This is a genomic window from Cellulophaga geojensis KL-A, from assembly GCF_000568425.1.
Classification (GTDB): domain Bacteria; phylum Bacteroidota; class Bacteroidia; order Flavobacteriales; family Flavobacteriaceae; genus Cellulophaga; species Cellulophaga lytica.
Window position 1 is genome coordinate 100,801 of the sequence record NZ_ARZX01000005.1, and the last position, 23,074, is coordinate 123,874.

Annotated in this window: 29 protein-coding genes; 18 read left to right on the top strand and 11 right to left on the bottom strand. The window is 31.6% G+C overall.

The genetic code is table 11. From position 1 onward, the window contains the following. Position 1: 1 nt before the first annotated feature. A complete protein-coding gene (locus KLA_RS05850; protein WP_034644549.1) occupies positions 2-724 on the top strand; it encodes a head GIN domain-containing protein in 723 nt (240 codons plus the stop codon). Between the two features lie 75 nt (positions 725-799). Here KLA_RS05850 and KLA_RS05855 read toward each other — a convergent pair whose 3' ends face one another. After that, the gene (locus tag KLA_RS05855; RefSeq protein WP_013619769.1) at positions 800-2,119 is read right to left on the bottom strand and encodes an MFS transporter; all 1,320 of its coding nucleotides are present in this window, start codon (positions 2,117-2,119) and stop codon (positions 800-802) included. 84 nt (positions 2,120-2,203) lie between these two features. Next, positions 2,204-3,013: a M48 family metallopeptidase gene (locus KLA_RS05860; RefSeq protein ID WP_013619770.1), complete on the bottom strand. Its 810-nt coding sequence runs from the start codon at positions 3,011-3,013 to the stop codon at positions 2,204-2,206. Between the two features lie 172 nt (positions 3,014-3,185). On the opposite strand from KLA_RS05860, the gene KLA_RS05865 reads away from it, so the two are divergent. The 4 genes from KLA_RS05865 (at position 3,186) to KLA_RS05880 (ending at position 5,272) form a co-directional block, all read left to right on the top strand. Further along, the gene (locus KLA_RS05865; protein WP_034644550.1) at positions 3,186-3,719 is read left to right on the top strand and encodes a hypothetical protein; all 534 of its coding nucleotides are present in this window, start codon (positions 3,186-3,188) and stop codon (positions 3,717-3,719) included. Positions 3,720-3,843: 124 nt separating this feature from the next. Continuing rightward, positions 3,844-4,332 (top strand): peptide-methionine (R)-S-oxide reductase MsrB, encoded by a 489-nt coding sequence (gene msrB, locus KLA_RS05870; protein WP_013619772.1) that lies wholly within the window; start codon positions 3,844-3,846, stop codon positions 4,330-4,332. Continuing rightward, entirely contained in the window at positions 4,332-4,742 is a 411-nt protein-coding gene (gene msrB, locus KLA_RS05875) for a peptide-methionine (R)-S-oxide reductase MsrB (protein WP_013619773.1), read from the top strand. Before msrB (KLA_RS05870) ends, msrB (KLA_RS05875) begins: the two co-directional genes overlap by 1 nt. Positions 4,743-4,744: 2 nt before the next feature. Further along, positions 4,745-5,272 (top strand): DUF1572 family protein, encoded by a 528-nt coding sequence (locus KLA_RS05880; RefSeq protein ID WP_034644551.1) that lies wholly within the window; start codon positions 4,745-4,747, stop codon positions 5,270-5,272. A 3-nt stretch (positions 5,273-5,275) separates the two neighbouring features. On the opposite strand, the gene KLA_RS05885 is transcribed toward KLA_RS05880, so the two are convergent. Further along, entirely contained in the window at positions 5,276-6,178 is a 903-nt protein-coding gene (locus KLA_RS05885) for an MBL fold metallo-hydrolase (RefSeq protein ID WP_034644552.1), read from the bottom strand. Between the two features lie 156 nt (positions 6,179-6,334). Between KLA_RS05885 and lpdA the strand changes: the two genes are divergently transcribed. Continuing rightward, a complete protein-coding gene (lpdA, locus tag KLA_RS05890; protein WP_013619776.1) occupies positions 6,335-7,726 on the top strand; it encodes a dihydrolipoyl dehydrogenase in 1,392 nt (463 codons plus the stop codon). A gap of 84 nt (positions 7,727-7,810) precedes the next feature. Next, positions 7,811-8,101, top strand: coding sequence for a DUF3817 domain-containing protein (locus KLA_RS05895; RefSeq protein ID WP_013619777.1), 291 nt, complete (start codon positions 7,811-7,813; stop codon positions 8,099-8,101). A gap of 8 nt (positions 8,102-8,109) precedes the next feature. Here KLA_RS05895 and KLA_RS05900 read toward each other — a convergent pair whose 3' ends face one another. The 4 genes from KLA_RS05900 to KLA_RS05915 form a co-directional block, all read right to left on the bottom strand. Beyond that, a complete protein-coding gene (locus tag KLA_RS05900; protein WP_034644553.1) occupies positions 8,110-8,838 on the bottom strand; it encodes a diphthine--ammonia ligase in 729 nt (242 codons plus the stop codon). Positions 8,839-8,848: 10 nt separating this feature from the next. Beyond that, positions 8,849-9,271, bottom strand: a complete 423-nt coding sequence (aroQ, locus tag KLA_RS05905; protein ID WP_034644554.1) for a type II 3-dehydroquinate dehydratase — start codon at positions 9,269-9,271, stop codon at positions 8,849-8,851. Between the two features lie 78 nt (positions 9,272-9,349). Continuing rightward, positions 9,350-9,853, bottom strand: a complete 504-nt coding sequence (locus KLA_RS05910; protein WP_034644555.1) for an outer membrane beta-barrel protein — start codon at positions 9,851-9,853, stop codon at positions 9,350-9,352. Between the two features lie 162 nt (positions 9,854-10,015). Beyond that, positions 10,016-10,567, bottom strand: a complete 552-nt coding sequence (locus KLA_RS05915; protein WP_034644556.1) for a hypothetical protein — start codon at positions 10,565-10,567, stop codon at positions 10,016-10,018. Positions 10,568-10,740: 173 nt separating this feature from the next. On the opposite strand from KLA_RS05915, the gene xerD reads away from it, so the two are divergent. From xerD to KLA_RS05930, 3 genes are all read left to right on the top strand, one after another. Further along, positions 10,741-11,637, top strand: coding sequence for a site-specific tyrosine recombinase XerD (xerD, locus tag KLA_RS05920; RefSeq protein WP_013619782.1), 897 nt, complete (start codon positions 10,741-10,743; stop codon positions 11,635-11,637). A 66-nt stretch (positions 11,638-11,703) separates the two neighbouring features. Next, a complete protein-coding gene (locus KLA_RS05925; protein ID WP_013619783.1) occupies positions 11,704-12,198 on the top strand; it encodes an RNA polymerase sigma factor in 495 nt (164 codons plus the stop codon). Between the two features lie 5 nt (positions 12,199-12,203). Beyond that, entirely contained in the window at positions 12,204-12,851 is a 648-nt protein-coding gene (locus KLA_RS05930) for a hypothetical protein (RefSeq protein ID WP_034644557.1), read from the top strand. Between the two features lie 85 nt (positions 12,852-12,936). On the opposite strand, the gene KLA_RS05935 is transcribed toward KLA_RS05930, so the two are convergent. Together KLA_RS05935 and KLA_RS05940 are read right to left on the bottom strand one after the other, a co-directional pair. Beyond that, entirely contained in the window at positions 12,937-13,743 is an 807-nt protein-coding gene (locus KLA_RS05935) for a lysophospholipid acyltransferase family protein (protein ID WP_013619785.1), read from the bottom strand. Positions 13,744-13,781: 38 nt separating this feature from the next. Beyond that, positions 13,782-14,423, bottom strand: a complete 642-nt coding sequence (locus KLA_RS05940) for an NUDIX hydrolase (protein ID WP_034644558.1) — start codon at positions 14,421-14,423, stop codon at positions 13,782-13,784. Here KLA_RS05940 and KLA_RS05945 point away from each other — a divergent pair. After that, the gene (locus KLA_RS05945) at positions 14,422-15,132 is read left to right on the top strand and encodes a peptidylprolyl isomerase (RefSeq protein WP_013619787.1); all 711 of its coding nucleotides are present in this window, start codon (positions 14,422-14,424) and stop codon (positions 15,130-15,132) included. The two genes, KLA_RS05940 and KLA_RS05945, sit on opposite strands and share 2 nt — an antisense overlap. On the opposite strand, the gene KLA_RS05950 is transcribed toward KLA_RS05945, so the two are convergent. Then, the gene (locus KLA_RS05950; protein WP_013619788.1) at positions 15,133-15,753 is read right to left on the bottom strand and encodes a trimeric intracellular cation channel family protein; all 621 of its coding nucleotides are present in this window, start codon (positions 15,751-15,753) and stop codon (positions 15,133-15,135) included. Between the two features lie 3 nt (positions 15,754-15,756). Then, entirely contained in the window at positions 15,757-16,473 is a 717-nt protein-coding gene (locus KLA_RS05955) for an RDD family protein (RefSeq protein WP_034644559.1), read from the bottom strand. A gap of 34 nt (positions 16,474-16,507) precedes the next feature. Between KLA_RS05955 and KLA_RS05960 the strand changes: the two genes are divergently transcribed. From KLA_RS05960 to KLA_RS05990, 7 genes are all read left to right on the top strand, one after another. Continuing rightward, positions 16,508-17,476, top strand: coding sequence for a stage II sporulation protein M (locus tag KLA_RS05960; protein WP_013619790.1), 969 nt, complete (start codon positions 16,508-16,510; stop codon positions 17,474-17,476). Then, complete coding sequence (locus tag KLA_RS05965; protein WP_013619791.1) at positions 17,463-18,347, top strand: hypothetical protein; 885 nt, start codon at positions 17,463-17,465, stop codon at positions 18,345-18,347. Before KLA_RS05960 ends, KLA_RS05965 begins: the two co-directional genes overlap by 14 nt. 1 nt (position 18,348) lies before the next feature. Continuing rightward, a complete protein-coding gene (locus tag KLA_RS05970) occupies positions 18,349-19,086 on the top strand; it encodes a DUF4129 domain-containing protein (protein WP_034644560.1) in 738 nt (245 codons plus the stop codon). Then, the gene (locus KLA_RS05975) at positions 19,083-20,294 is read left to right on the top strand and encodes a DUF4350 domain-containing protein (protein ID WP_034644561.1); all 1,212 of its coding nucleotides are present in this window, start codon (positions 19,083-19,085) and stop codon (positions 20,292-20,294) included. Before KLA_RS05970 ends, KLA_RS05975 begins: the two co-directional genes overlap by 4 nt. Then, positions 20,281-21,267 (top strand): AAA family ATPase, encoded by a 987-nt coding sequence (locus KLA_RS05980; RefSeq protein WP_034644562.1) that lies wholly within the window; start codon positions 20,281-20,283, stop codon positions 21,265-21,267. Before KLA_RS05975 ends, KLA_RS05980 begins: the two co-directional genes overlap by 14 nt. Positions 21,268-21,273: 6 nt before the next feature. After that, on the top strand, positions 21,274-22,605 hold the full coding sequence (locus tag KLA_RS05985) for a DUF58 domain-containing protein (protein ID WP_034644563.1): 1,332 nt from the start codon (positions 21,274-21,276) through the stop codon (positions 22,603-22,605). Between the two features lie 210 nt (positions 22,606-22,815). Further along, entirely contained in the window at positions 22,816-23,046 is a 231-nt protein-coding gene (locus tag KLA_RS05990; RefSeq protein ID WP_013619796.1) for a putative signal transducing protein, read from the top strand. Positions 23,047-23,074 lie beyond the last annotated feature (28 nt).

Below are 23,074 nucleotides of genomic sequence, written 5' to 3' on the forward strand. Positions count from 1 at the left end.
TATGAAAAAAATACTAACACTTAGCTTAGCTTTATCTATAGCAATTACAGCAAATGCACAATGGGGCAAACGCGTTAAAGGAAACGGAAACATTATTACAGACTCTAGAAATGTAGGTGATTATGAAGTAATATCTGTATCTGGTTTTTTTGATGTAGAACTTATAGATGGTAAAGAAGGAAAAATTACACTTCACGGAGATGAAAATATTATAAGCCACATTAAAACCGAAGTTAAGAATGGTAAACTTGTGATTAAAGCTGAAAAAGGGATGAATTTATCTCCATCTAGAAACAGTAAATTATTAGTTACCGTACCTGTAGAACATATTAATGAAGCCACATTATCTGGCTCTGGAGATATTATTGGCAAAACAACATTAGTAAGTAATACTTTTGAAACTAGTATATCTGGCTCAGGAGACATAAACCTAAAAGTTAAAACAAAAGAACTAAAAGCTAGTATGTCTGGATCTGGAGACATAAATCTTAGTGGCTCTGCTACCGACTTTACAGTTAGAGTTTCTGGTTCTGGAGACATCTCTGCATATGATTTAGAAGCAGACTATGTAAAAGCATTAGTATCTGGTTCTGCAGATATTAAGGTAACTGCAAAAGAAACTATAGACGCTAGAGTATCTGGTTCTGGAGATATTAAATACAGAGGTAATCCTAAAAAAATAGAAAGTAAAACCTCTGGTTCTGGTGGTGTTTCTAAAGGATAAAAAACTATAAACAAAAAAAAAGAGAGGTGCTATTTACAACCTCTCTTTTTTTTATTACAAATACTACTGTATTGATTACTTCTTATTTACACGTAAAAGCAATACAACCCCAGCAATAAAAAATATTGCTAAAAACACAATAGCATTACGCATACTACCTGTTACTTGCGCCACAAAACCGTATAAAAAAGTACCAATTACAATTCCAATTTTTTCGGCAACATCATAAAAACTAAAAAAAGACGTAGTATCTTTAGTATTTGGTAAAAACTTAGAGTAAGTAGACCTAGACAATGCTTGTATACCACCCATAACCAAACCTACACAGCCTGCACCAATATAAAAATCTATAGGTGTTACCATAAAAAAGGCATAAACACATATTACTACCCATAATATATTTACTACTGCAAGTGTTTTTACATTTCCAAACTTTTTAGATGCTGCTGCTGTTACTAATGCACCAAGAATGGCAACTATTTGTATCACTAAAATACTAACTATTAAGCCTGTTGTACGCTCTTTATCTGTCCCCCAAGCAATTTCTTCTTCTCCAAAATAAGTAGCAATTAGCATTACTGTTTGTACAGCCATACTATACACAAAAAAAGCTATTAAATAACGCTTTAATTTAACCTGACTTCCAAGTTGCCCCCAAACTCCTTTTAATTCTTTAAATCCATTTAAGATTACATTACTGCGGTCACCTTCTTGCTTATTACCTTTTGGTAAATAATAAAATGTATATTGACTAAAAATTATCCACCAAATACCAACAGTAACAAAAGAATACTTCATTGCTTTAAGTTCTGCAATACCATTAGTATCTGTCTCAATACCAAAAATTTCTGGCCTCATTACCATAAGTAAATTAAAAAGTAATAGCAAAACACTACCCGCATACCCCATAGAAAAACCTTTGGCACTAATAGCATCCATTTGTTCTGGATGCGCAACATCTGGCAAATAAGAATTGTTTATAGCAAAACTTACCCAAAAACCAACCAACCCCATAAAAAAACAAACCAAACCAAAGTATATATTTTCTAATGAAAACCAATACAAACCAATACAAGACACACCTCCTAAATAGCAAAAGAACTTCATAAACATCCTTTTATTTCCTAAATAATCTGCTACTCCAGAAATTAAAGGTGTAATAATAGCTATAAAAACAAACGCTAATGATGTGGTATAACTAATTAAAGGAGCCCTGGCAATTTCGCCGCCAAATACGGTTACTTTTTCTATGTTAGCAGCCCTAAATAGGGCTCCATAAAAAATAGGAAATATTGCAGATGCTATAACTAAACTGTAAACAGAGTTTGCCCAATCATAAAAGGCCCAGGCGTTTAAAAGTTTTTTGCTTCCTTTTACTAATGCAATACTGGTCATAAATAAAAATATTAGAGCTGTTCAAATTTAGTTTTGAACAGCTCTAATATACAATTATTAATGAATTTTACTTTTACGCCAATGTTACTTAAAAGAAGTTACTCCAAATTTTTTGGCTTCTTCCTTAGCTGCAGGTGCCCATTGTGTTAAGTTATTTATTCTTGTGTCGTTAGATGGGTGCGTACTCATAAATTCTGGCTGAGACTGTCCTCCACTATTTGCTTTCATTCTTTTCCAAAGCTCTGCTGCTTCATCTGGGTTATAACCAGCAATAGCCATAATTTGCAATCCTATACGGTCTGCTTCAGTTTCATGACCTCTACTAAAAGGTAACATTACCCCTACTTGGGACCCTATGCCATATGCTTGGTTAAATGTATTTTTTGTTCCTTCGTCCTTAATTAAAACATTACCGGCAACTGCTCCAATTTGTTGTAGCTGTCCTGCAGACATACGCTGCGCCCCATGATCAGCTAACGCATGTGCTACCTCATGCCCCATTACAACAGCTATACCTGTTTCATCTTGACAAATTGGTAAAATACCTGTGTAAAAAACAATTTTACCACCTGGCATACACCAAGCATTTACAGTTGCATCATCTACCAAATTATATTCCCATTTATAATCTTTTAAATAACCCGGATAGCCGTTTGCCGTTAACCAACGTTCTGCAGCAGAGGCTATACGTTGCCCAACAGAAGTTATCATTTTTGCCTCGCTAGTACCTGTTATTGTTTTATTTTCATTTAAAAATTGATCATATTGCGCAAAAGCAGTAGGAAATATTGAACTGTTAGGATACATATTCAATGTTTTTTTACCTGTAAACGGATTTGTTTTACAAGCAGAAACCGCTATAAAAATAGTTAATACTAAAAATATTTTTCTCATAATAGTAATGTGTTTAGTGTGTTTTTAAAAATACAAAAATATTCTATGTCTTAATAATATCATAGATAATATCTCAATTGTTTAGTTTAATTACAAAATAAATTCTCTAATTTTAAATTTGGAACGCTTTTTGAATCATTCAAAAAAAGAAAAACGAAACAAATTATATATTATGAAAAAAATTACCTTAGCAGTAGCAGCAATATTTGCAATAATTTTAACGGCTTGTAGCGGGTCTGATGGAATTGACGGTGTAGATGGATTAGATGGTGTAAACATTACAGGAAGTATATATGAAGTTAGCGGAACCTTCTCTGATGAAAATAATTATGAATTAACCTTTGAATTCCCTAACACTGTTGAAGTTTTTGAATCTGACGTTGTTTTAGTTTATATTTTATGGGAACAATTAGATGGAACGGACGGACAACCTATAGACGTTTGGCGTTTAATGCCACAAACTAGATTGTTAGACCAAGGTACTTTAATTTATAATTACGATCATACTTTTGTAGATGCTAGGTTCTTTTTAGATTCAGATTTTGATCTTTCAACCTTACAATCTGCAGATACAGATAATCAAGTATTTAGAGTGGCTATTTTACCTGCAGAAGCTGTAAATGGTAAATTAGATACCGGAAATATTAATGACGTTATGGGCATTTTAGATACTAAAGAAGAAAATATCATACACGTTTCTTTATAGTAAAAATACTATACAATATAACTAGCCTCTGCTTTTAAAAGTAGAGGCTTTTTTTATGTCTTAAATTTGATAGGAATTGCGTTTAAAATCGACTAAATTTGAATAACCTTAAAATATAAAGATGATGTATAAGAAATTACTAATTTTAAGTGTAGTAGCCCTATTTTTAAGTTGCAAAGGAAACTCGCAAAAAACAAAGGAAGCTACAAAAAAACAAACTTTAGCTAAAGTTGAAAAAACAGATGCAGAATGGAAAGCTCAATTAACTCCATTACAATATAACGTATTGCGTAAAGCAGGTACAGAACGTGCTTTTTCTAGCGAACTATTAAATATTAAAGAAAAAGGAATTTATAGTTGTGCTGCATGCAATACACCTTTATTTAAAAGCGAACATAAATTTAAATCTGGTACGGGATGGCCAAGTTTTGATAGAACAATAGAAGGCAATGTAGCTTTTGATGTTGATTATAAAATTGGATACAAGCGCACTGAGGAACATTGCGCTGTTTGTGGCGGACATTTAGGTCACGTTTTTAACGACGGACCAAAAACAACAGGAGAAAGACACTGTATTAATGGCGCTGCTTTAAAATTTACACCTACAAAATAATGAGTAAAAAATATACAGTAGAAAAAACCGAAGAAGAATGGAAAGCTCTGCTTCCTGAACAGTCTTACAACGTTTTAAGAAACAAAGGAACAGAATACCCACACACCGGCGAATTTAATCTTCATTTTAAAGATGGAAGCTACAATTGCAAAGGCTGTAATGCTAAACTTTTTGAAGCGGATCATAAATTTGAAAGCGGTTGCGGCTGGCCTTCTTTTGATGAAGCAGTAGAAGGCGCTATTGAATACATAAAAGACACTAGTCATGGTATGACAAGAGTAGAAACCGTTTGTGCTAATTGTGGCGGACATTTAGGTCACGTTTTTGATGATGGCCCACAAGAAACTACTGGGCAACGTTACTGCATAAATTCTGCTAGTTTAAATTTTAATCCGTCTTTAAAAAAATAAGAATGAGTTTTGTTGATGACTATAAAGAAAGTATGTTGTTTGAGTTTAACCGAAACAAAACAATGGCAGAAAAAACATTTGACCAACTTACCAATGAAGATTTGCATTGGACTTATGGTGAAGCAGACAATAGTATAGCTATAATTGTAAAACATATGGTAGGTAATATGCTCAGCAGGTGGACAAACTTTTTTACAGAAGACGGAGAAAAAGAATGGCGAAATAGAGAATCTGAGTTTGTTGCTCCATACCAAAATAAGGAAGAAATGCTACTACACTGGAACAAGGGTTGGGATTGCTTATTTACTGCAATAGATAATATAAACGAAGACAATTTTAATACTAAAATTAAAATTAGAGCTGTAGAGCATTCTGTAATGGCAGCAGTTAGCAGACAATTAGCACACTATGCTGGCCACATTGCCCAAATTGCATATGTTGGCAGAATGTTAAAAGGTAAAAAATGGCAATCACTATCTATACCTGCAGGAAAATCTGAAGAGTTTAACAAAAAAATGTTTGGGAAATAACCACTACTTATTCATTAAGCTTTTATAAAATGTTTCTCTAATTTTTTCCGCAGATATAAAACTCCACGCATAAGTAGCATCATAATTAGCAGTAATTTGCTTATTAGCTATTACTTGCTCTAGGCTTTTACCTGCGCCAATTTCTTTCTTCACATTAACATAAATGGTTTCTAACATTAAAATATAACTTTCTAACTCTTTTTTATTTGATAATTTTCCGTGACCAGGTATAATTTTTGTGTCTTCATTTGCTAAAATAGCCGCTTTCTTTAATGCATTTATATAACCTCCTACACTACCACCACGATTTAAATCTATATAAGGGTATTTACCAGAAAAATACGTATCTCCCATATGCAATACATTATTTTTACTAAAATAAATTTGCGCATCGCCATCTGTATGTGCGTTATGCACATGAATAGCCATTATAGTTTCATCTGCATCATATAACAACATTGTATCAGAAAATGTAATTTCTGGTAATTTCTTATGTGCGGTAACAGAATCTATTTTTTTAGACAAAAATGCCTTTTCATTCTCATTTACCAATCGTTCTCTAACTTTTTGATGTGCAATTATAGTAGTTGTTTGGTTGTTAAAATTAGCATTGCCACCAGTGTGGTCTCCGTGCATATGCGTATTAAGCAAGTATGCAATTGGTTTAGTTGTAATGCTTTTTATTGCCTGCTTTATTTTTGTGCTTAACCTACTAAACTGGTCATCTATCATTAACACATATTCTTCTCCAACAAAAACACCTATGTTACCACCTTGCCCTGTTAACATATACATTTGCGGCGTAAGCTTATCTACTTGTATTTTTACGTCATTAGACTGTGATTGCACAATTGCTGCAAACATTAAAAATGGCAGTAAAAAAGCAAATTTTGTTGTTTTCATCATTAAATAGTGTTTGTTTTTATGTATAAAATATAAAGATAAGTACTAAAAAGTTAGCAATATGTTATTATTCATATTTATAGATTTTGGTAATTGCTAATTGCTAATTGGTTTTGTACATTTGTGAGATTAAAATTTGAGACAAAAAAAAGTATATATATGAGCAATTTTGATGTTATTGTTTTAGGTAGTGGACCAGGTGGTTATGTAACTGCTATTAGAGCTTCACAATTAGGTTTAAAAACAGCTATTGTAGAAAAAGAAAGTTTAGGCGGTGTATGTCTAAATTGGGGTTGTATCCCTACCAAAGCATTAATTAAATCTGCTCAGGTTTTTGAGTATTTAAAACACGCTGGTGACTATGGTTTAAATGCTGAAAATGTTGATAAAGATTTTGGAGCCATTATTAAGCGTAGTCGTGGTGTTGCTGAAGGGATGAGTAAAGGAGTTCAATTTTTAATGAAGAAAAACAAAATTGAAGTCATAAAAGGTTACGGTACTTTAAAAGCTGGTAAAAAAATAGCTGTTAAAGATGCAGATGGTAAAGAAACCGAATATAGCGCAGACCACATTGTTGTTGCAACTGGCGCACGTAGTAGAGAGTTACCAAGTTTACCGCAAGACGGAAAAAAAATTATTGGATACAGAGAAGCAATGTCTTTACCTGAACAACCTAAAAAAATGGTAGTAGTTGGTAGTGGTGCAATAGGTATGGAGTTTGCATACTTTTACAACTCTATAGGTACAGAGGTTACAGTTGTAGAATATTTACCTAATGTAGTACCTGTAGAAGACCAAGATATCTCTAAACAATTAGAGCGTAGCTTTAAAAAAGCTGGCATTAAAGTTAAAACTTCTTCAGAGGTTACTAAAGTAGATACTTCTGGCAACGGAGTTAGTGTTTACGTAAAAACAAGCAAAGGAGAAGAAATTATACAAGCAGATGTTGTTTTATCTGCTGTAGGTATTAAAACTAACATAGAAAACATTGGTTTAGAAAACGTTGGTATTGCTACAGACAGAGACAAAATTATGGTAAATGATTATTACCAAACTAACATACCTGGTTACTACGCAATTGGAGACGTTACTCCAGGACCAGCTTTAGCACACGTTGCTTCTGCAGAAGGTATTCTTTGTGTAGAAAAAATAGCAGGTATGCACGTAGAACCTATAGATTATGGTAACATTCCTGGTTGTACATACTGTATTCCTGAGGTTGCCTCTGTTGGTTTAACAGAAAAACAAGCAAAAGAAAAAGGATTTGACTTAAAAATAGGTAAATTCCCATTCTCTGCTAGTGGAAAAGCAAAAGCCTCTGGCACTCCAGATGGTTTTGTAAAAGTTATTTTTGATGCTAAATACGGTGAGTGGTTAGGTTGCCATATGATTGGTGCTGGTGTTACAGATATGATTGCAGAAGCAGTTGTTGCACGTAAACTAGAAACTACTGGTCATGAAATACTAAAAGCTATACACCCGCACCCAACAATGAGTGAAGCTGTTATGGAAGCCGTAGCAGATGCTTATGACGAGGTTATACACTTGTAATAGTTAACTAAACTTATACATAAATTGCCTAAAGTCTAAGCGTTTTTTTACACTTAGATTTTAGGCTTTTTTAAATTTAAAAATATGATTAAAGCATTTAGACTTATTGCCATACTAGAAGGAATATCTTACCTATTATTATTTGGTGTTGGCATGCCTTTAAAATATATGGCAGATATTAAAGCCCCTAACATTTATATTGGTAATGCACACGGTGTACTATTTATAGCTTATGCCATATTAGCATTTTTTGTATGCAGACATCTAAAATGGGGAATTAAAAGGTACGCTATCTTATTTATAGCGTCTTTACTACCTTTTGGTACATTTTATATTGAAGAAAAATATTTTAGCCCTAAAGCCTTAAAAGCATAGGGCTTTTTTTATTTAGGCAAAAGATCACAATACCAAAAGGAAGTATCCCAAGTAGTATCTTCATCTTTTTTAAAGCAATTGTCATCTTTGTTAGTCGTTGGCGCATATCCTTTCTGCACTTTCTCGCCTACTGTAAAACTCACAGGTTGCTTAAAAATAGGTCCATCATACACAAACGTATGAAACTCTCCGTTTTCTCCGCAAGGATCTACATTCTCTGGTAAATCATTAAAAAAACTTTCATCTACCTCTCTACCAACAAAAGACTCATCTAACAATTTAGCATTAACACAAACTGTAATTGCTTTAAAACCCAATTGCACCAATTCTTTAAGCAACACTTTTGTGTCTTGTTTCCATAGCGGAAAAACACCTTTTACCCCAACTTCTTTGAGTTTGTCTTCTCTATACTTTTTTAAATCTTCTAAAAAAATATCACCAAAAACTGCGTGTGTATAACCTTTAAGAATTAAACCTTGCATTGTGGTTTTCATAACCTCATTATAACTAGACATAGACACATCTGCATTTAACATAATGGTCTGTAAAGGCAAACCAATTGCTTTTGCTTGCGCCTCTAAAAGCGGTAAACGCAAACCGTGCATAGATACCCTATTAAATGTAGAGTTTACAGAAGTTACAAGTCTATCTACTTTATACGCATTAGACTGTTGCATCTTATACAATGCCAAGGCAGAGTCTTTACCACTACTCCAGTTAAAATATGTTTTATGCATTATAGATGCTTTATTTTGTAGCTAAAAAACTCTGTATAGCCAAGTCATAACTCTGTAAGCCAAAACCAAGTATTACGCCTTTAGCAACGGGAGATATATAAGATTGATGACGAAATTCTTCACGCCCAAATGTATTAGAGATGTGCACCTCTACAACTGGGGTTTCTATAGCTTTTATTGCATCTCCAATACCAATAGATGTATGCGTGTAAGCAGCTGCATTTAGTACAATACCATCATAAGAAAAACCAACTTCTTGTATTTTAGATATAAGTTCACCTTCTATATTAGACTGGTAATAACTAAGCTCAACATTTTTAAAGTTAAGTTGTAGCTTAGCAAAATAATCTACAAACGTTGTGTTACCATATATTGTTGGCTCTCTTTTACCTAAAAGATTTAGGTTTGGCCCATTGATTATAAGTATTTTCATATGGTAAAAATACTAAATATTACGCATAAAAAAAGGAAGCCAATTGGCTTCCTTTTAAATATTCTATATCAGTTATTTTTACAACTGAAACATAAATCCTATGTTAAAAGTAGATGCATTTATATCATCTTCCAAACTAATACCAGCATATGATAAGTTAAGCTCAATTGAATCTGCTATTCTATAACCTAATTTAGGACGGTAATAAAAACCACCATCTACATCTTCCTTAAGGCCAAGAGCATAACCTAAATCTGTACCTACAGAAAAATCTTCTGTAATCATAAATTTAGCTACGGCAGCAATTGGCAAAAACTGAATATCTTCTTGCTCTATTTCAATACCAGGACCTGCATCATAAGTTTTACCAAAATAGTGAGAATACCCAATAGTACCCCCAGCATAAAAAGTTTCTGAAACAGCACCTAAATACTGTATATCAACACCTGCATTAAAGCCATAAAAATCATCTAAATCTCCCATTGGAATACCTAAATTAACACCTGCTCCAAAACCTTCTTGAGCTTGAGCTCCAATGACAAACCCCAAACTTGCAATAGCTGCAATAAATAACTTTTTCATGAAATAAATATTTTTGTTTAAAAATTCAAAAGCAAATATACACAACAAACCTACTTTTAATGTAATAAAAAAACTACATTTCACATAAGGTTAACATTTAACTTTATAAAAAAAGCTGCCTAAAATATTAGACAGCTTTTAATACTATTAGTGAGTTTTTGCTTAGAAATGTAAAGCGAAACCTATGTTTAATTGAAAAACATCTTCATTAAAAAATGAGTCATCATTTAAAGCAATGTTATAACGTAAACCTGGCTCAATACTAACATTTTCACCTAAGAAAATAGCATAACCACCTTGCAAACCTAAAAAGCTAGGATTTTCATCTGCATCTTTAATACTCGTACCTGTATAATCAACTTGTACAGGAATCATACTAGCGATGTAATATTTAGCACCTACTTTATAAGAAAATGCACTTTCATCATCCCCTAAGTCTTGGTAACCTAAACCAACTTTTACCGCTAAATCATCAGCAACAAAGTAACCACCTTCAGCACCTAAAGACCAAGCAGTTTCACCATCTACAGATGTTAAACCAAAAGAAGTACTAGCCGCTTGAGTTCCACCTTGACCACCAAAACCAGTGTTAGCTTCAATTAACCATTTACCTTGAGCAGTTTGACCACCGTTAGTAGAAGTAGCTGCATCTTGTGCTTGTGCAGCAAAAGTAAATCCTAGAGCTGTGATAGCTACAATAAATAACTTTTTCATAAAAATAATTTTAATTTTTAGTTTATAATTATGCAGTAAACATAGTTTGTTAATTTTGTTTACTTACAGTTTTTGTTGTGTAAATGTAAGTATTTGTGGTGAGTAAAAAACATAAAAAACAGGGGTTTTAAAACTCTTTTTTTATCCAAATTATTAACTTAATTTTAACCTATATGAAATGGAGACAGGGATTAACTGATTATCAACACTTTCTAAAAATTGAAAGAGGGTTAATGGAGAATTCTATTACGAATTACGTTTTAGATGTTGAAAAATTAATTACATTTTTAAACAAAAAAAACATCACCGAATCTCCTATTTCTATCTCTAAGGAAACTACACAGCAATTTATTTATGAAATTTCTGCAAGTATTAACCCTAGGTCGCAAGCAAGAATTATATCTGGCCTAAAAAGTTTTTTTAATTATTTAATTTTTGAAGATTACAGAGCAGATAATCCTATGGATTTAATAGAAGCTCCAAAAATTGGAAGAAAGCTGCCAGATACACTGTCTGTTGAGGAAATTAACGATTTAATAGATGCAATTGACCTAAGTAAACCAGAAGGTGAACGCAATAGAGCTATGTTAGAAACTTTATATGGTTGTGGCTTACGTGTGTCTGAGCTTACCAACTTAAGACTATCTGACTTATTTTTTAAAGAAGACTTTATAAGAGTTACAGGAAAGGGAGACAAACAACGTTTTGTTCCTATTAGCAACATTAATAAAAAGTACATTAATATATATAAGGATGAAATAAGAAATCATCTAAACATTAAAAAAGGGTTTGAAGATATTTTGTTTTTAAACAGAAGAGGTAGGCAATTAACCCGTGCAATGATTTTTACAATTATTAAACAACTTGCAGAAACCATTGGGTTAAAAAAAACAATTAGTCCGCATACACTACGCCACTCATTTGCAACACATCTTTTAGAAAACGGAGCAGATTTAAGAGCTATACAACAAATGTTAGGTCACGAAAGTATTACAACAACTGAAGTATACGTACACATAGATAGAAAACACTTAAGCCAAGTTATTGAAAACTACCACCCTAGAAAATAATTTTAAATTTATTTGTAACAAATACAAAATTACAACTACTAACAGGCTACAACTATCTACTTAAAAGTGAGTAAAGAATTAGAACATGCTTTTGTAACAGAACTAGAGAACAACCAAAATATTGTTCACAAGGTTTGTACACTATACACTAATGATAAAGATGCTCATAATGATTTGTTTCAGGAAATAACAATACAGTTATGGAAAGCGTACCCTAAATTTAGAGGTGACTCTAAGTTTAGTACCTGGATGTACAGAGTTGCGTTAAATACTGCAATTACATTATACAGAAAATCTAAAAGAAAAGTAAGTACACAAAGTTATGAGTCTGTAATTTTTAAAATTAAGGCCGATGAATATGATGAAACAGAAGAATTACAACTAAAATTAATGTACAAAGCAGTAAAGCAGCTAGGAGACATAGACAAAGCATTAGTGTTTCTTTACCTAGAGGATAAAGACTATGCGGAAATATCTGAAACACTAGGTATTTCTGAGGTTAATGCCAGAGTAAAGATGAATAGAATAAAGAAAAAATTAAAAACCATTTTAAATCCTTAATATATATGGATGAATTGGATATCTTAAAAAAAGATTGGCAAAAAAAGGGAGATGAGCTTCCTAAATTGTCTTACAATGATATTTACAAAATGATATGGAAGAGATCTTCTTCTATCGTAAAGTGGATATTTATAATTAGTATTTTAGAGTTTTTACTACCTAATATACTTTTTATTTTTCCTAGCACAAGAGAGCACGTATCAAAAATGTACTACGGCAATGCCTACGGCACATTTTTTATGATTGTAACTTTTATACAATACACATGTATTTTTTATTTTATTTTTCAGTTTTACAAAAGATACAAGGAAATATCTGTTTTAGACGACTCTAAAACATTAATGAAAAACATTATACGCACAAGAAAAACTGTAAAGTACTATATAATATTTAGCTTAGGAATGTTATTATTTACAATGCTTGCACAAGCTTTTACTGTTTATTTTGACCCAAATATGCTTACTACTGTATACAACCAAGAGTTACCACAAGGTATATCTCCAGAGAAGTTTAAATCTATAATGGTAATTACTTTTATTGTGGTTGCACTAGTAACAACCGTACTTTTTGCATTAATCTACTTTTTACTATATGGATTATTACTTAAAAAGCTTAATAGAAATTACTTTGAACTAAAGAAAATGGAAATTTAAACCAAACAGCCCTTTTTATAACCAAAAAAACCATCTGAATTTTACAGATGGTTTTTGTTTTTTGTAAAGAGGTTAAATGCTAAAACTAATCTAACTTCCACTTTCTAAGTTCGTTTTCTTCTTCCAAAGCTTTTAAATCTGCCTTAGAGATTACTTTTAAGAAAGATGGATCTTGCTCTATAGCGTGTCCTAACCTATCTATAATAGACTCAAAAGAGTCGTTTTCATAATCTATATCTAAAGGTTCTTTTATAACCATAGATTGTAAAATACCTTTTTTCTTAATACGTAAACCTTTTTTATCAAAAGAACGTCTAAAGCCATCTATTACTACTGGCACAACTATTGGCTTATATTTTTTTATAATATGCGCCGTTCCTTTACGTAAAGGTTTCCAAGGTGTGGTTGTTCCTTGCGGAAAAGTAATAACCCAACCATCTTCTAAAGCAGTACCAATGTTAGATATATCACTCATTTTTACTTGCCTTTTTACATCTTGCCCGTCTGCACGCCAAGTACGCTGTATACTAATAGAACCTGCATAAGCCAAAATCTTAGTTAAAAGACTTTTTTTCATTGTTTCTGCAGCAGCTACATAATACATATTAAGCTTTGGTTTCCAAATGTAACCTATGTTTCTAATAGAATCTTCTCTACCGCTTAAACTTGCATTAAAAACATGGAACATTGCTACCACATCTGCAAAATAAGTTTGATGATTAGACACAAAAAGCACGCCTTTATCTGGCAAATCTCTAAGTATTTGTGATCCTTCTATTTCTAATTTATTAAACCCTTTGTACCTGCGGTGTGTTATTACTGCCGCAACGCGTATTAACCATTTTTTTAAAAATAGTATATGCCCAAAAGGATTCTTTTTAAATAAACCCATAATTATTGTTGTGTTGCCAAATCTACAAATTTATATAATTATAACAATTGTTTTAGTAGCTCTTTAAGTTCACTCATAATCATTGCAGTTGCCCCCCAAACCACGTAACCATTTAATTTAAAAGCAGGTACATCAATATTTTTAGCATAAGAAGTTGTTAAATTTTGAGTACTAATTTTACTATCATCCATAAAATCTAGTAGAGAAACCTCTACCAAATGCTCTACCTCTGACTCCTGTATTACAAAAGGCGTAGGGTTAGGATACACACCAATGTAAGGCTGAACTTCAAAATTACTTGGAGGTATATAAATTGAAGACAATTTGCCCATAACCTGAACTTTATTTTGAGGCACACCAACTTCTTCATAAGTTTCTCTTAAAGCAGTATGCAACAAATTCTCATCTTCTTTCTCTACTTTCCCTCCAGGAAAACCAACCTGATTGGAATGTACACCCTTATAGGTTTTACGTAACATTAACAGCAAATTAGTACTATTTTCCTTTGTAGGATAAAATAATGCCATAACAGCTGCCTTACGTGCTTTATCGCGTTGGTTTTTCATTCTACTTAGCTCATCAATTCTAATAGACGGAGCCATTTTATTATGAGATTCTTCACCTAATAATGGAAGATTCTTTATTTTTGAAATTCTTTTGGTAAAATCATCAAAATTCATGAATACAAAGATACTATCTTACGCTATACTATTACTATTAATTTTAACTACTGGTTGCAACAATACACCCAAACCCAAACAAAAAGTTAAACAGACTAAAGTTAAAAATGATACTGTTGCAGTAGACAGTTCTAAAGTTACTAAAAAAGAAGAAAAATTTGTACTTACAGAAGAAAATGCTATTCCTTTTTTTTATGAATACAACAAAACATTAAAAGAAGATAAAGTAAAAATTACAACCAACCTTGGTAGTTTTACATTACAACTTTTTGATAATGTACCCTACCACAAGGCAAATTTTATTTACCTAACTAAAAAAGGATATTTTAACGACACCTATTTTCACAGAGTAGTTAAAAATTTTATTATTCAAGGCGGTAATGCTGACAACAGAAAAACCGCTAAAAAAAGAGGTGAAATTGGCAGGTATTTATTGCCTCCAGATACAAAAAAAGGACACAAACACCATAGAGGTGTTATATCTATGCCTAGTAGTGAAAATGACAACCCACATAAGTTAGCTTCTCCTTATGAGTTTTTTATTGTTGTTACAAAGCCTGGGTCTTACCATTTAGATAAAGATTATACTCCTTTTGGAAAAGTTATAAAAGGTATGGATGTGGTAGATTTAATTAACAGACAACCTGTAGATGAAGGCGATTGGCCTAAGCAAAACATTTTTATTATTAAAGCCGAGGTTGTAAAGTAACTACTTTTTGCTTTCTACCGGAGGGTATATTGTTGGTAAGGCAATTTTAAACTTAACAGCCAACAAACGCACCGTTATTACAATTAAAATGCAAACTACATAAATGTAGTTGGGTTTTATGGGTAACTTTATTAAAAAAAAGTAACTGCTTGCCCCTATTATACAAGCCGTGGCGTATACCTCTTTTCTAAATATTACAGGTATTTCATTACACAAAATATCTCTTATAACACCTCCAAAACAAGCTGTTATTGTACCTACTACAATACACATTACGGGTAATAAATCTGCGTCTAAACCTTTTTCTACACCTGCTAATGTGTACAGACCAATACCAATAGTATCAAACAAAAATAAAGATGTTCTTAAGTATTTTAATTGCTTCCTAAACAATATAGACAACACAACTGTTATTAAAATAGTGTAAATATAAATGGGTTGTAATAACCAAGTAACTGGTGTATTACCTAATAATAAATCTCTTAAAGTACCACCACCTACCGCTGTTACAAAAGCAACTATAAAAACTCCAAAAGGATCTAGTTTTTTATCCATTGCTACCAACACACCAGATATTGCAAACGCTATGGTTCCTAAAATATCTATAACCAAATAAAACATACGCTATAATTCTTGTGTGTAGTAAATGTAATCTTTTATAACAGTTGCTACAAAATCTATAGGCTTCTCTTGGGTTGTTATATTGGTTACTTCTTTTATTTTTTTTGATAATGAAACAATAACATTATGGTCTCCATTGCGTTTTGCAGAGCTAAACAGCTCTTTAATGGTTTGCATTTCTGCATCTTTAAAAACGGTTACTTGTGGGTAACTAGGTCTATAAGTTTCTGGTAAGTTAGCTACCATAGTATCTTGCAGCTTTACCTTTTTCTTTTCAGTAATTACTGTAGTCCCTGCTGCTATATCTCCCAATCGCTGTCCGTTACCTCTTAACAATATTGTAAGTACCGCAACACCTCCTGAAGACATTAACACATCTACAATACGCATAATCCAACGTATAAAATAACTAGAAAAATTTGGTGTAGAGCCATCTAGTTTTACAACTCTTATAGACATTATTTTTTTACCAACTGTAGAGCCATTCATAAAATACTCTAACAACAAATAATAGAAGAAAGCTGGCAATGTTACAATTAAATACAAATGCCACATATCTTCAAAAGTAATGTTCATATATACCAGTAAAAGAATCATTAATAACGTATAAACAAAAATAACAATGCTATCTATAATATAGGCTAGCATCCTATCACCCAAATGTGCAGCATTTTGATGAATGCTAATATTTTGAGCAGTTTCTATTTGAATTTCGTTCATATTTTAGTTTCTTTGGTACAAATCTTAAAAGCCAATGCGCGAAGCTGCCTTTGTAAAGCAAAATAAAGACAAATGGACTACTTTTGAAAGTGTCCTGGCAAAGAAAACGGAAATTGACCCAAACAAATTGTCTGATTTGTATATTGAAATTACCGATCACCTTAGCTATGCTAAGACTTTTTACCCTGGTAGCAACACTGCTTTTTTTTTAAATTCTTTGGCTTCAGAGGCGCATCAAAAGATATATAAGACAAAAAAAGAACCAAAAAACAGAATAATCAGCTTTTGGAAAACAGAATTTCCTACATTATTTTACCACAATCGTCGTGAATTGCTAATTGCATTTCTTGTTTTTACATTTTTTTGCGCAGTAGGAGTTTTCTCTGCTGCTAATGATGGTGATTTTGTTAGGTCATTTTTAGGTGATGGTTATGTAAATATGACTTTAGAAAATATTGCTAATGATGACCCTATGGCTGTTTATAAACAACAAAGTGAATTTAAAATGTTTTTAGGCATTACTATTAACAATATAAAAGTTGCTATAATGGCTTTTATTTATGGTATTTTACTTGGTATAGGTTCTTTGTTTATTATGATGCAAAATGGCATTATGTTAGGCAGTTTCCAATATATGTTTTATGAAAAAGGCCTGCTATGGGAGTCTGCACGTACCATTTGGATACACGGGACTATAGAGATATCTGTAATTATAATTGCTGGTTGCGCCGGACTTGTTTTAGCTAAAGGAATTCTTTTTCCTGGGACATATACAAGGTTAGAATCTTTTAAACGAGGCACTGTAAACGGATTAAAAATAATGTTATCTACAGTACCATTCTTTATCATTGCTGGCTTTTTAGAAGGCTTTGTAACCAGACATACAGAAATGCCAGACTGGCTTGCAATATTAATTATTACAAGCTCGTTAGCTTTAATTTTATATTATTACGTTATTTACCCTTATTTATTACACAAAAAAACCAACCATGCAGAACAATAATTATGTAGAGTTTAAAAAGAAAAGAGACTTAGGTGAGATTCTGGGAGATACTTTTGCTTTTTTAAGAACTCAGTTAAAACCATTTTTTAATACCTTTTTTAAAATAGCCGGTCCTTATTTAGTCATATTTTTAATTTGCAATGCCTTTTATGCTTATACCGTGGGAGGACTAATGAATTTTAATATTGAAAGCTCTAATGAAGTAACTAACGTTTTAATGGTTTTTGTTGCAGCATTGGTATTTATTTTATCTATGGGAGCAGCTTATGCAATGGCACAGTCCGTTACCTTACACTATATAAAAAATTATGTAGAAAACAACGGAGTTATTAATTTTGATCAGATAAAATCTGAAGTATATAGTACTTTTTGGAAGTTTATAGGATTAGCATTTTTAGTAGGTATTTGTGTGGGTCTTGGTTTAATGCTTTGTTTAATACCTGGAATATATTTGTATGTACCACTAACCCTATCTTTTAGTATTTTAATTTTTAATAAAAAACCTGTTGGTGATGCTTTTAGCTATAGTTTTAGTTTAATTAAAGATTATTGGTGGATAACATTTGCCACTATGCTTGTTGTTGGTATTGTTGTTGCCGTAGCAGGTTACGCATTTAGTGTACCGTCTGCAATTTATATGTATGCAAAAATGGGTGTGTTTTCTGCAGAAATAGATCCTAGTAATATGGGAGACACTTTAATAGACCCAATAGGAATAGCCATAAATACTATAACGGCTTTATTTCAATACCTATTAAGTATTATAACTGTTGTTGCCGGCGCTTTTATATATTTTGATTTAAACGAAAGAAAAAATTTAACTGGAACAATGGAGCGTATTCAAAATTTAGGTAATTCTACCAATCTTTAATATGCAAAAGCTTCTTTTTTCTTTACTTATTTGCATTACTTTTTCTATATCTGCGTACAGTTTTCAAGACTCTACCAATGTAGAGTATGATGATGCTTCTATGCCTGTACAGAAAATTACAGAAGAAGACTTACAATCCTATAAAGATGACTCTAGCTATAATTACACCCTAGAAAAAGCAGATAACTCTTGGTGGGAAAAATTTAAAACTTGGTTATACTCTTACTGGTTGCGCTTTTTTCAATGGCTATTTGGAGGTAAAAAAGCTGTTGGCTATTTGTCTGCTTTTTTAGGTCTATTACCATATTTACTACTGGTTATTTTAATTGTAGTTGCTGTACTCTTCTTTTTAAAAACAAATATGAACAGCATAAGCTTATCTAAAAAGAACAAGAGTGCTGTTACCTTATCTGAAGAAGAAAACATTATAAAAAATGAAGATATTCAGCAGTTAATAAAAAATGCATTAGAAGATAAAAACTACAGGTTAGCAATTAGATATTACTACTTGTATATCTTAAAAATAATGAGTGAAAAAGATCTTATAGACTGGCAATTACAAAAAACTAATGACGATTACCAAAAAGAATTAAGCAACTCTACTTACGCTAAACCTTTTGTAACTATAACTAGGTTATATGATTATATTTGGTATGGAGATTTTGCAATAGACGAAACAAAATACAATAAAGCAGCTGCTGAGTTTATTAAACTACAAAATAGTATTACCAAAAAGTGATAAAAAAAGGAAAATCATATATAATAATTTTAGTAGTAACATTTGTTACTTACTTAGCTTTGGAATACAATAAACCAAAAAAAGTTAATTGGTTTCCTTCTTTTACTACACACCATAAAATACCATTTGGAACAAAGGTTTTTAATGATATTTTAGAAAAAAGATTAGGTGATAAAATAACCGCAGTGCAAGAACCTCCTTATATTTTTTTAAATAAAAACAACAATATTTCTGGCACTTATGTTTTAATAAACAACACCCTAGATATAGACAAAAGTGAAGTTAAAAAACTTTTAGAGTGGACCGCCAAAGGAAATACACTATACTTAGCTGGCTCTAGTTTTAGTCACGCTTTAAAAGATGAGCTTAATTTTAGCACTAAAACACTTTATACAAATGATATAAATCATCACTTTTATATGCAGTTGGTTAATCCTTCTTTAAAAAGTGATAAACCTATAGTGTTTAGTAAAAAATCTGATGTAACTTATTTTTCTAAAATAGACACATTAAATACCAAAGTATTAGGAGTTATAGATAATTTTGAAACCATATCTATAAAAAATGCAAATATTATAAAACAGAATTACGGTGATGGAACTGTTATTTTAAATCATTTCCCTTATGCATTTACCAATTATTTTATTTTAGAGAATAAAAATAATACAGACTTTACATCTTCTTTATTGGCTTATATAGATACTACTAAAAATGTGTATGTAGATAATCATCATAAAACAGGCAAAACATTTTACACTTCACCAATGCGCATATTTTTAAGTGCTAAAGAATTAAAATGGGCCTATTACATAGCCTTAATTGGTGCTTTATTTTATGTGTTTTTTGAAGGAAAAAGAAAACAACGAGCTATACCTGTGGTTACCCCTTTAAAAAATCAGACTTTGGCGTTTACACGTACCATAGCAGATATGTATTATCAAAAAAACAGGCAAAAAGAAATTGCAGAGCATAAGATTAACTTTTTTATGGATTTTGTACGATCTAAATTTCATGTAAATACTTTAGAAAAGAATGATGATTTTTACAATACAGTCTCTGCCAGAAGTTTTCATACAAAGGAAGAAATTAAAAATTTATTTCTTTTTTTAGATAATCTTATGAATAAACACAGCATAACTAATGACGAGCTGTTAGCATTAGATAAAAAAATAGAACAATTTAAAGACAAAGCAAATGGAAGCAAATAACGATATCAATTTTGATAATAGAATACCTCTAGAAGATTTAAAAAATGCCGTAACAGGTATTAAACAAGAGCTGGCTAAAGTAATTATTGGTCAAGACCGTTTTGTAGAGTTGTTAATTGTTTCGCTTTTAGTAGATGGCCACGTGTTAATTGAAGGTGTCCCTGGGATTGCAAAAACAGTTACTGCTAAATTATTTGCTAAAACTTTAAAAACAGATTTTAGTCGTATACAGTTTACTCCAGATCTTATGCCTAGTGATATTTTAGGTACTTCTATTTTTAACGTTAAATCTTCTGAGTTTGAATTTAAAAAAGGGCCCATTTTCTCTAACATTATTTTAATTGATGAAATAAACAGAGCTCCTGCTAAAACACAAGCCGCTTTGTTTGAAATTATGGAAGAAACACAAGTTACTATGGATGGCAAAACATACAAAATGGAAGCTCCGTTTATGGTTTTAGCTACCCAAAACCCTATAGAACAAGAAGGCACATACGCATTACCAGAGGCACAATTAGACCGTTTTTTGTTTAAAATAAAAGTAGAGTACCCAAGCTTAGAAGAAGAAATAAAAATAATTACAACTCATCATGAACGTAAAGGAGCTAAGCCACAAACATTAATTAATGATATACTTTCTCCTACTAAACTTAAAGAGTATAAAATAAACATACAAGATGTAATTGTAGAAGCTAAAATTCTGCGTTACATAGCAGAGATAATTTCAAAAACTCGTAACCACCCACACCTATACCTTGGTGGTTCTCCTAGAGCCTCTTTAGCTACCTTAAACGCCGCTAAAGCTTTTGCTGCTATTAACGGTAGAGATTTTGTTACTCCAGAAGATGTAAAAAAGGCGTTAGAGCCTGTGCTAAACCACAGAGTAATTTTAACTCCAGAACGCGAAATGGAAGGTATGACAACAGAAAGTGTTGTGCATATGATAATTGAATCTGTAGAAATACCTAGATAATACTACATGCGCTTTTTAAAATCGTTTTACATACACAATACCTTTTTTTGGTACCTAGCCATACTAGCAGCAATGTTTATGACATCATACTGGTACAAATGGCTATACCCTATTGCGTGGATTTGTACTATGGTTTTGTTAGCAATGTTTTTGTTTGATATTGTTTTACTTTACGCTACAAAAAACAGTGTAAAAGCCAGCAGAAGCTTGCCTCAAAAATTATCAAACAGTGACCATAACCCTATTGTTATGGAATTTATAAGCACATACGATTTTAAAACTGGTATCACTGTAGTAGAGGAATTACCTATTCAATTTCAAAAAAGAGATTTTAAATACAACACCATACTTACTAAAAAAGAACCTAAAATTTTTGAATATACAGTTAGACCTGTAGAACGTGGAGAATATTATTTTGGTAATTTAAATATTTATGCCTCTACTCCCCTACGCATAGTAAAACGTAGGTTCTTGTATTTAAAAAACCAAATGGTACCTGTTTACCCGTCTATTATACAAATGCAGAAATATGATTTTTTAGCTATTAGCAATAAATTATCTGAATTTGGAATGAAAAAAATTAGACGTATTGGACATACCCAAGAGTTTGAACAAATTAAAGAGTACGTTCCAGGAGACGATTTTAGAACCATAAATTGGAAAGCAACAGCAAAGAGTAACCAGTTAATGGTAAACCAATACCAAGATGAAAAATCGCAACCAATTTATTCTGTTATAGACACTGGCAGAGTAATGAAAATGCCTTTTAATGGTCTAAAACTGTTAGATTATGCCATAAATAGTACACTCGCATTTTCTAATGTAGCTCTTAAAAAAAATGATAAAACTGGGATGATATCATTCTCTAAAAACATAGAGACTTTTTTACCCGCTGTACAAAAACCAACTTATTTAAACTCTATCCTAGAAAAGCTTTACAATATTTCTACAGAGTACACAGACTCAGATTTTGGATTGCTTTACGCGCATATTAAAAGAAAAGTAAATCACAGAAGTTTATTACTGCTTTACACAAATTTTGAGCACATTACAGCTATGCGTAGGCAACTACCTTTTTTACTTGCCATTGCCAAAAAGCACGTTTTAGTTGTTGTGTTTTTTGAAAATACCGAGCTAGAAGAACTCATAAATACTAGTGCTGATGACTTACAAGGTATTTACCACAAAACTATTGCAGAAAAATTTAGTATGGATAAAAAATTAATGCAGAAAGAACTGCAACAATATGGCATACAAACTATACTTACCAAGCCAGAGGAACTAACAATTAATACTATTAATAAATATTTAGAAATTAAGGCGAGAGGACTTTTATAATAAAATGTTATTTACAAATGCTTTATACTTCCTAAAATAGTAGACAATTAGTCTAAAAACATTGCCTAGCACCTCTTATATTACAAAACAGACCACTGTAAAAGAAACACTTACAAATTTGGTCTAAAAAAAATACTACAAAGACAGGTTTTAAAATAAAAATTCTTTATTTTTCCGTATATTATATATTTTAAACCTGAACTAAAACCTATGTTAAAAACTAACTACAAAAAAATATATAGCGGAAACCAATTTAACGTAAAGGCTATTTTAGAAAAGCTGCTACAAATAAATATTGAAGGCGTTGTTAAAGATGAGTCAGAATCAGGAAGACTAGCTGGTTTTGCTTCAGCTATACCTGGAGAGCAAGATTTATATGTACATAATGATGAGGCTGAAAAAGCTTTAGAAATAGTTAATAATTATATTAAAGAATTATAACCGCTAAACTTATTTTATAAAAAAATAA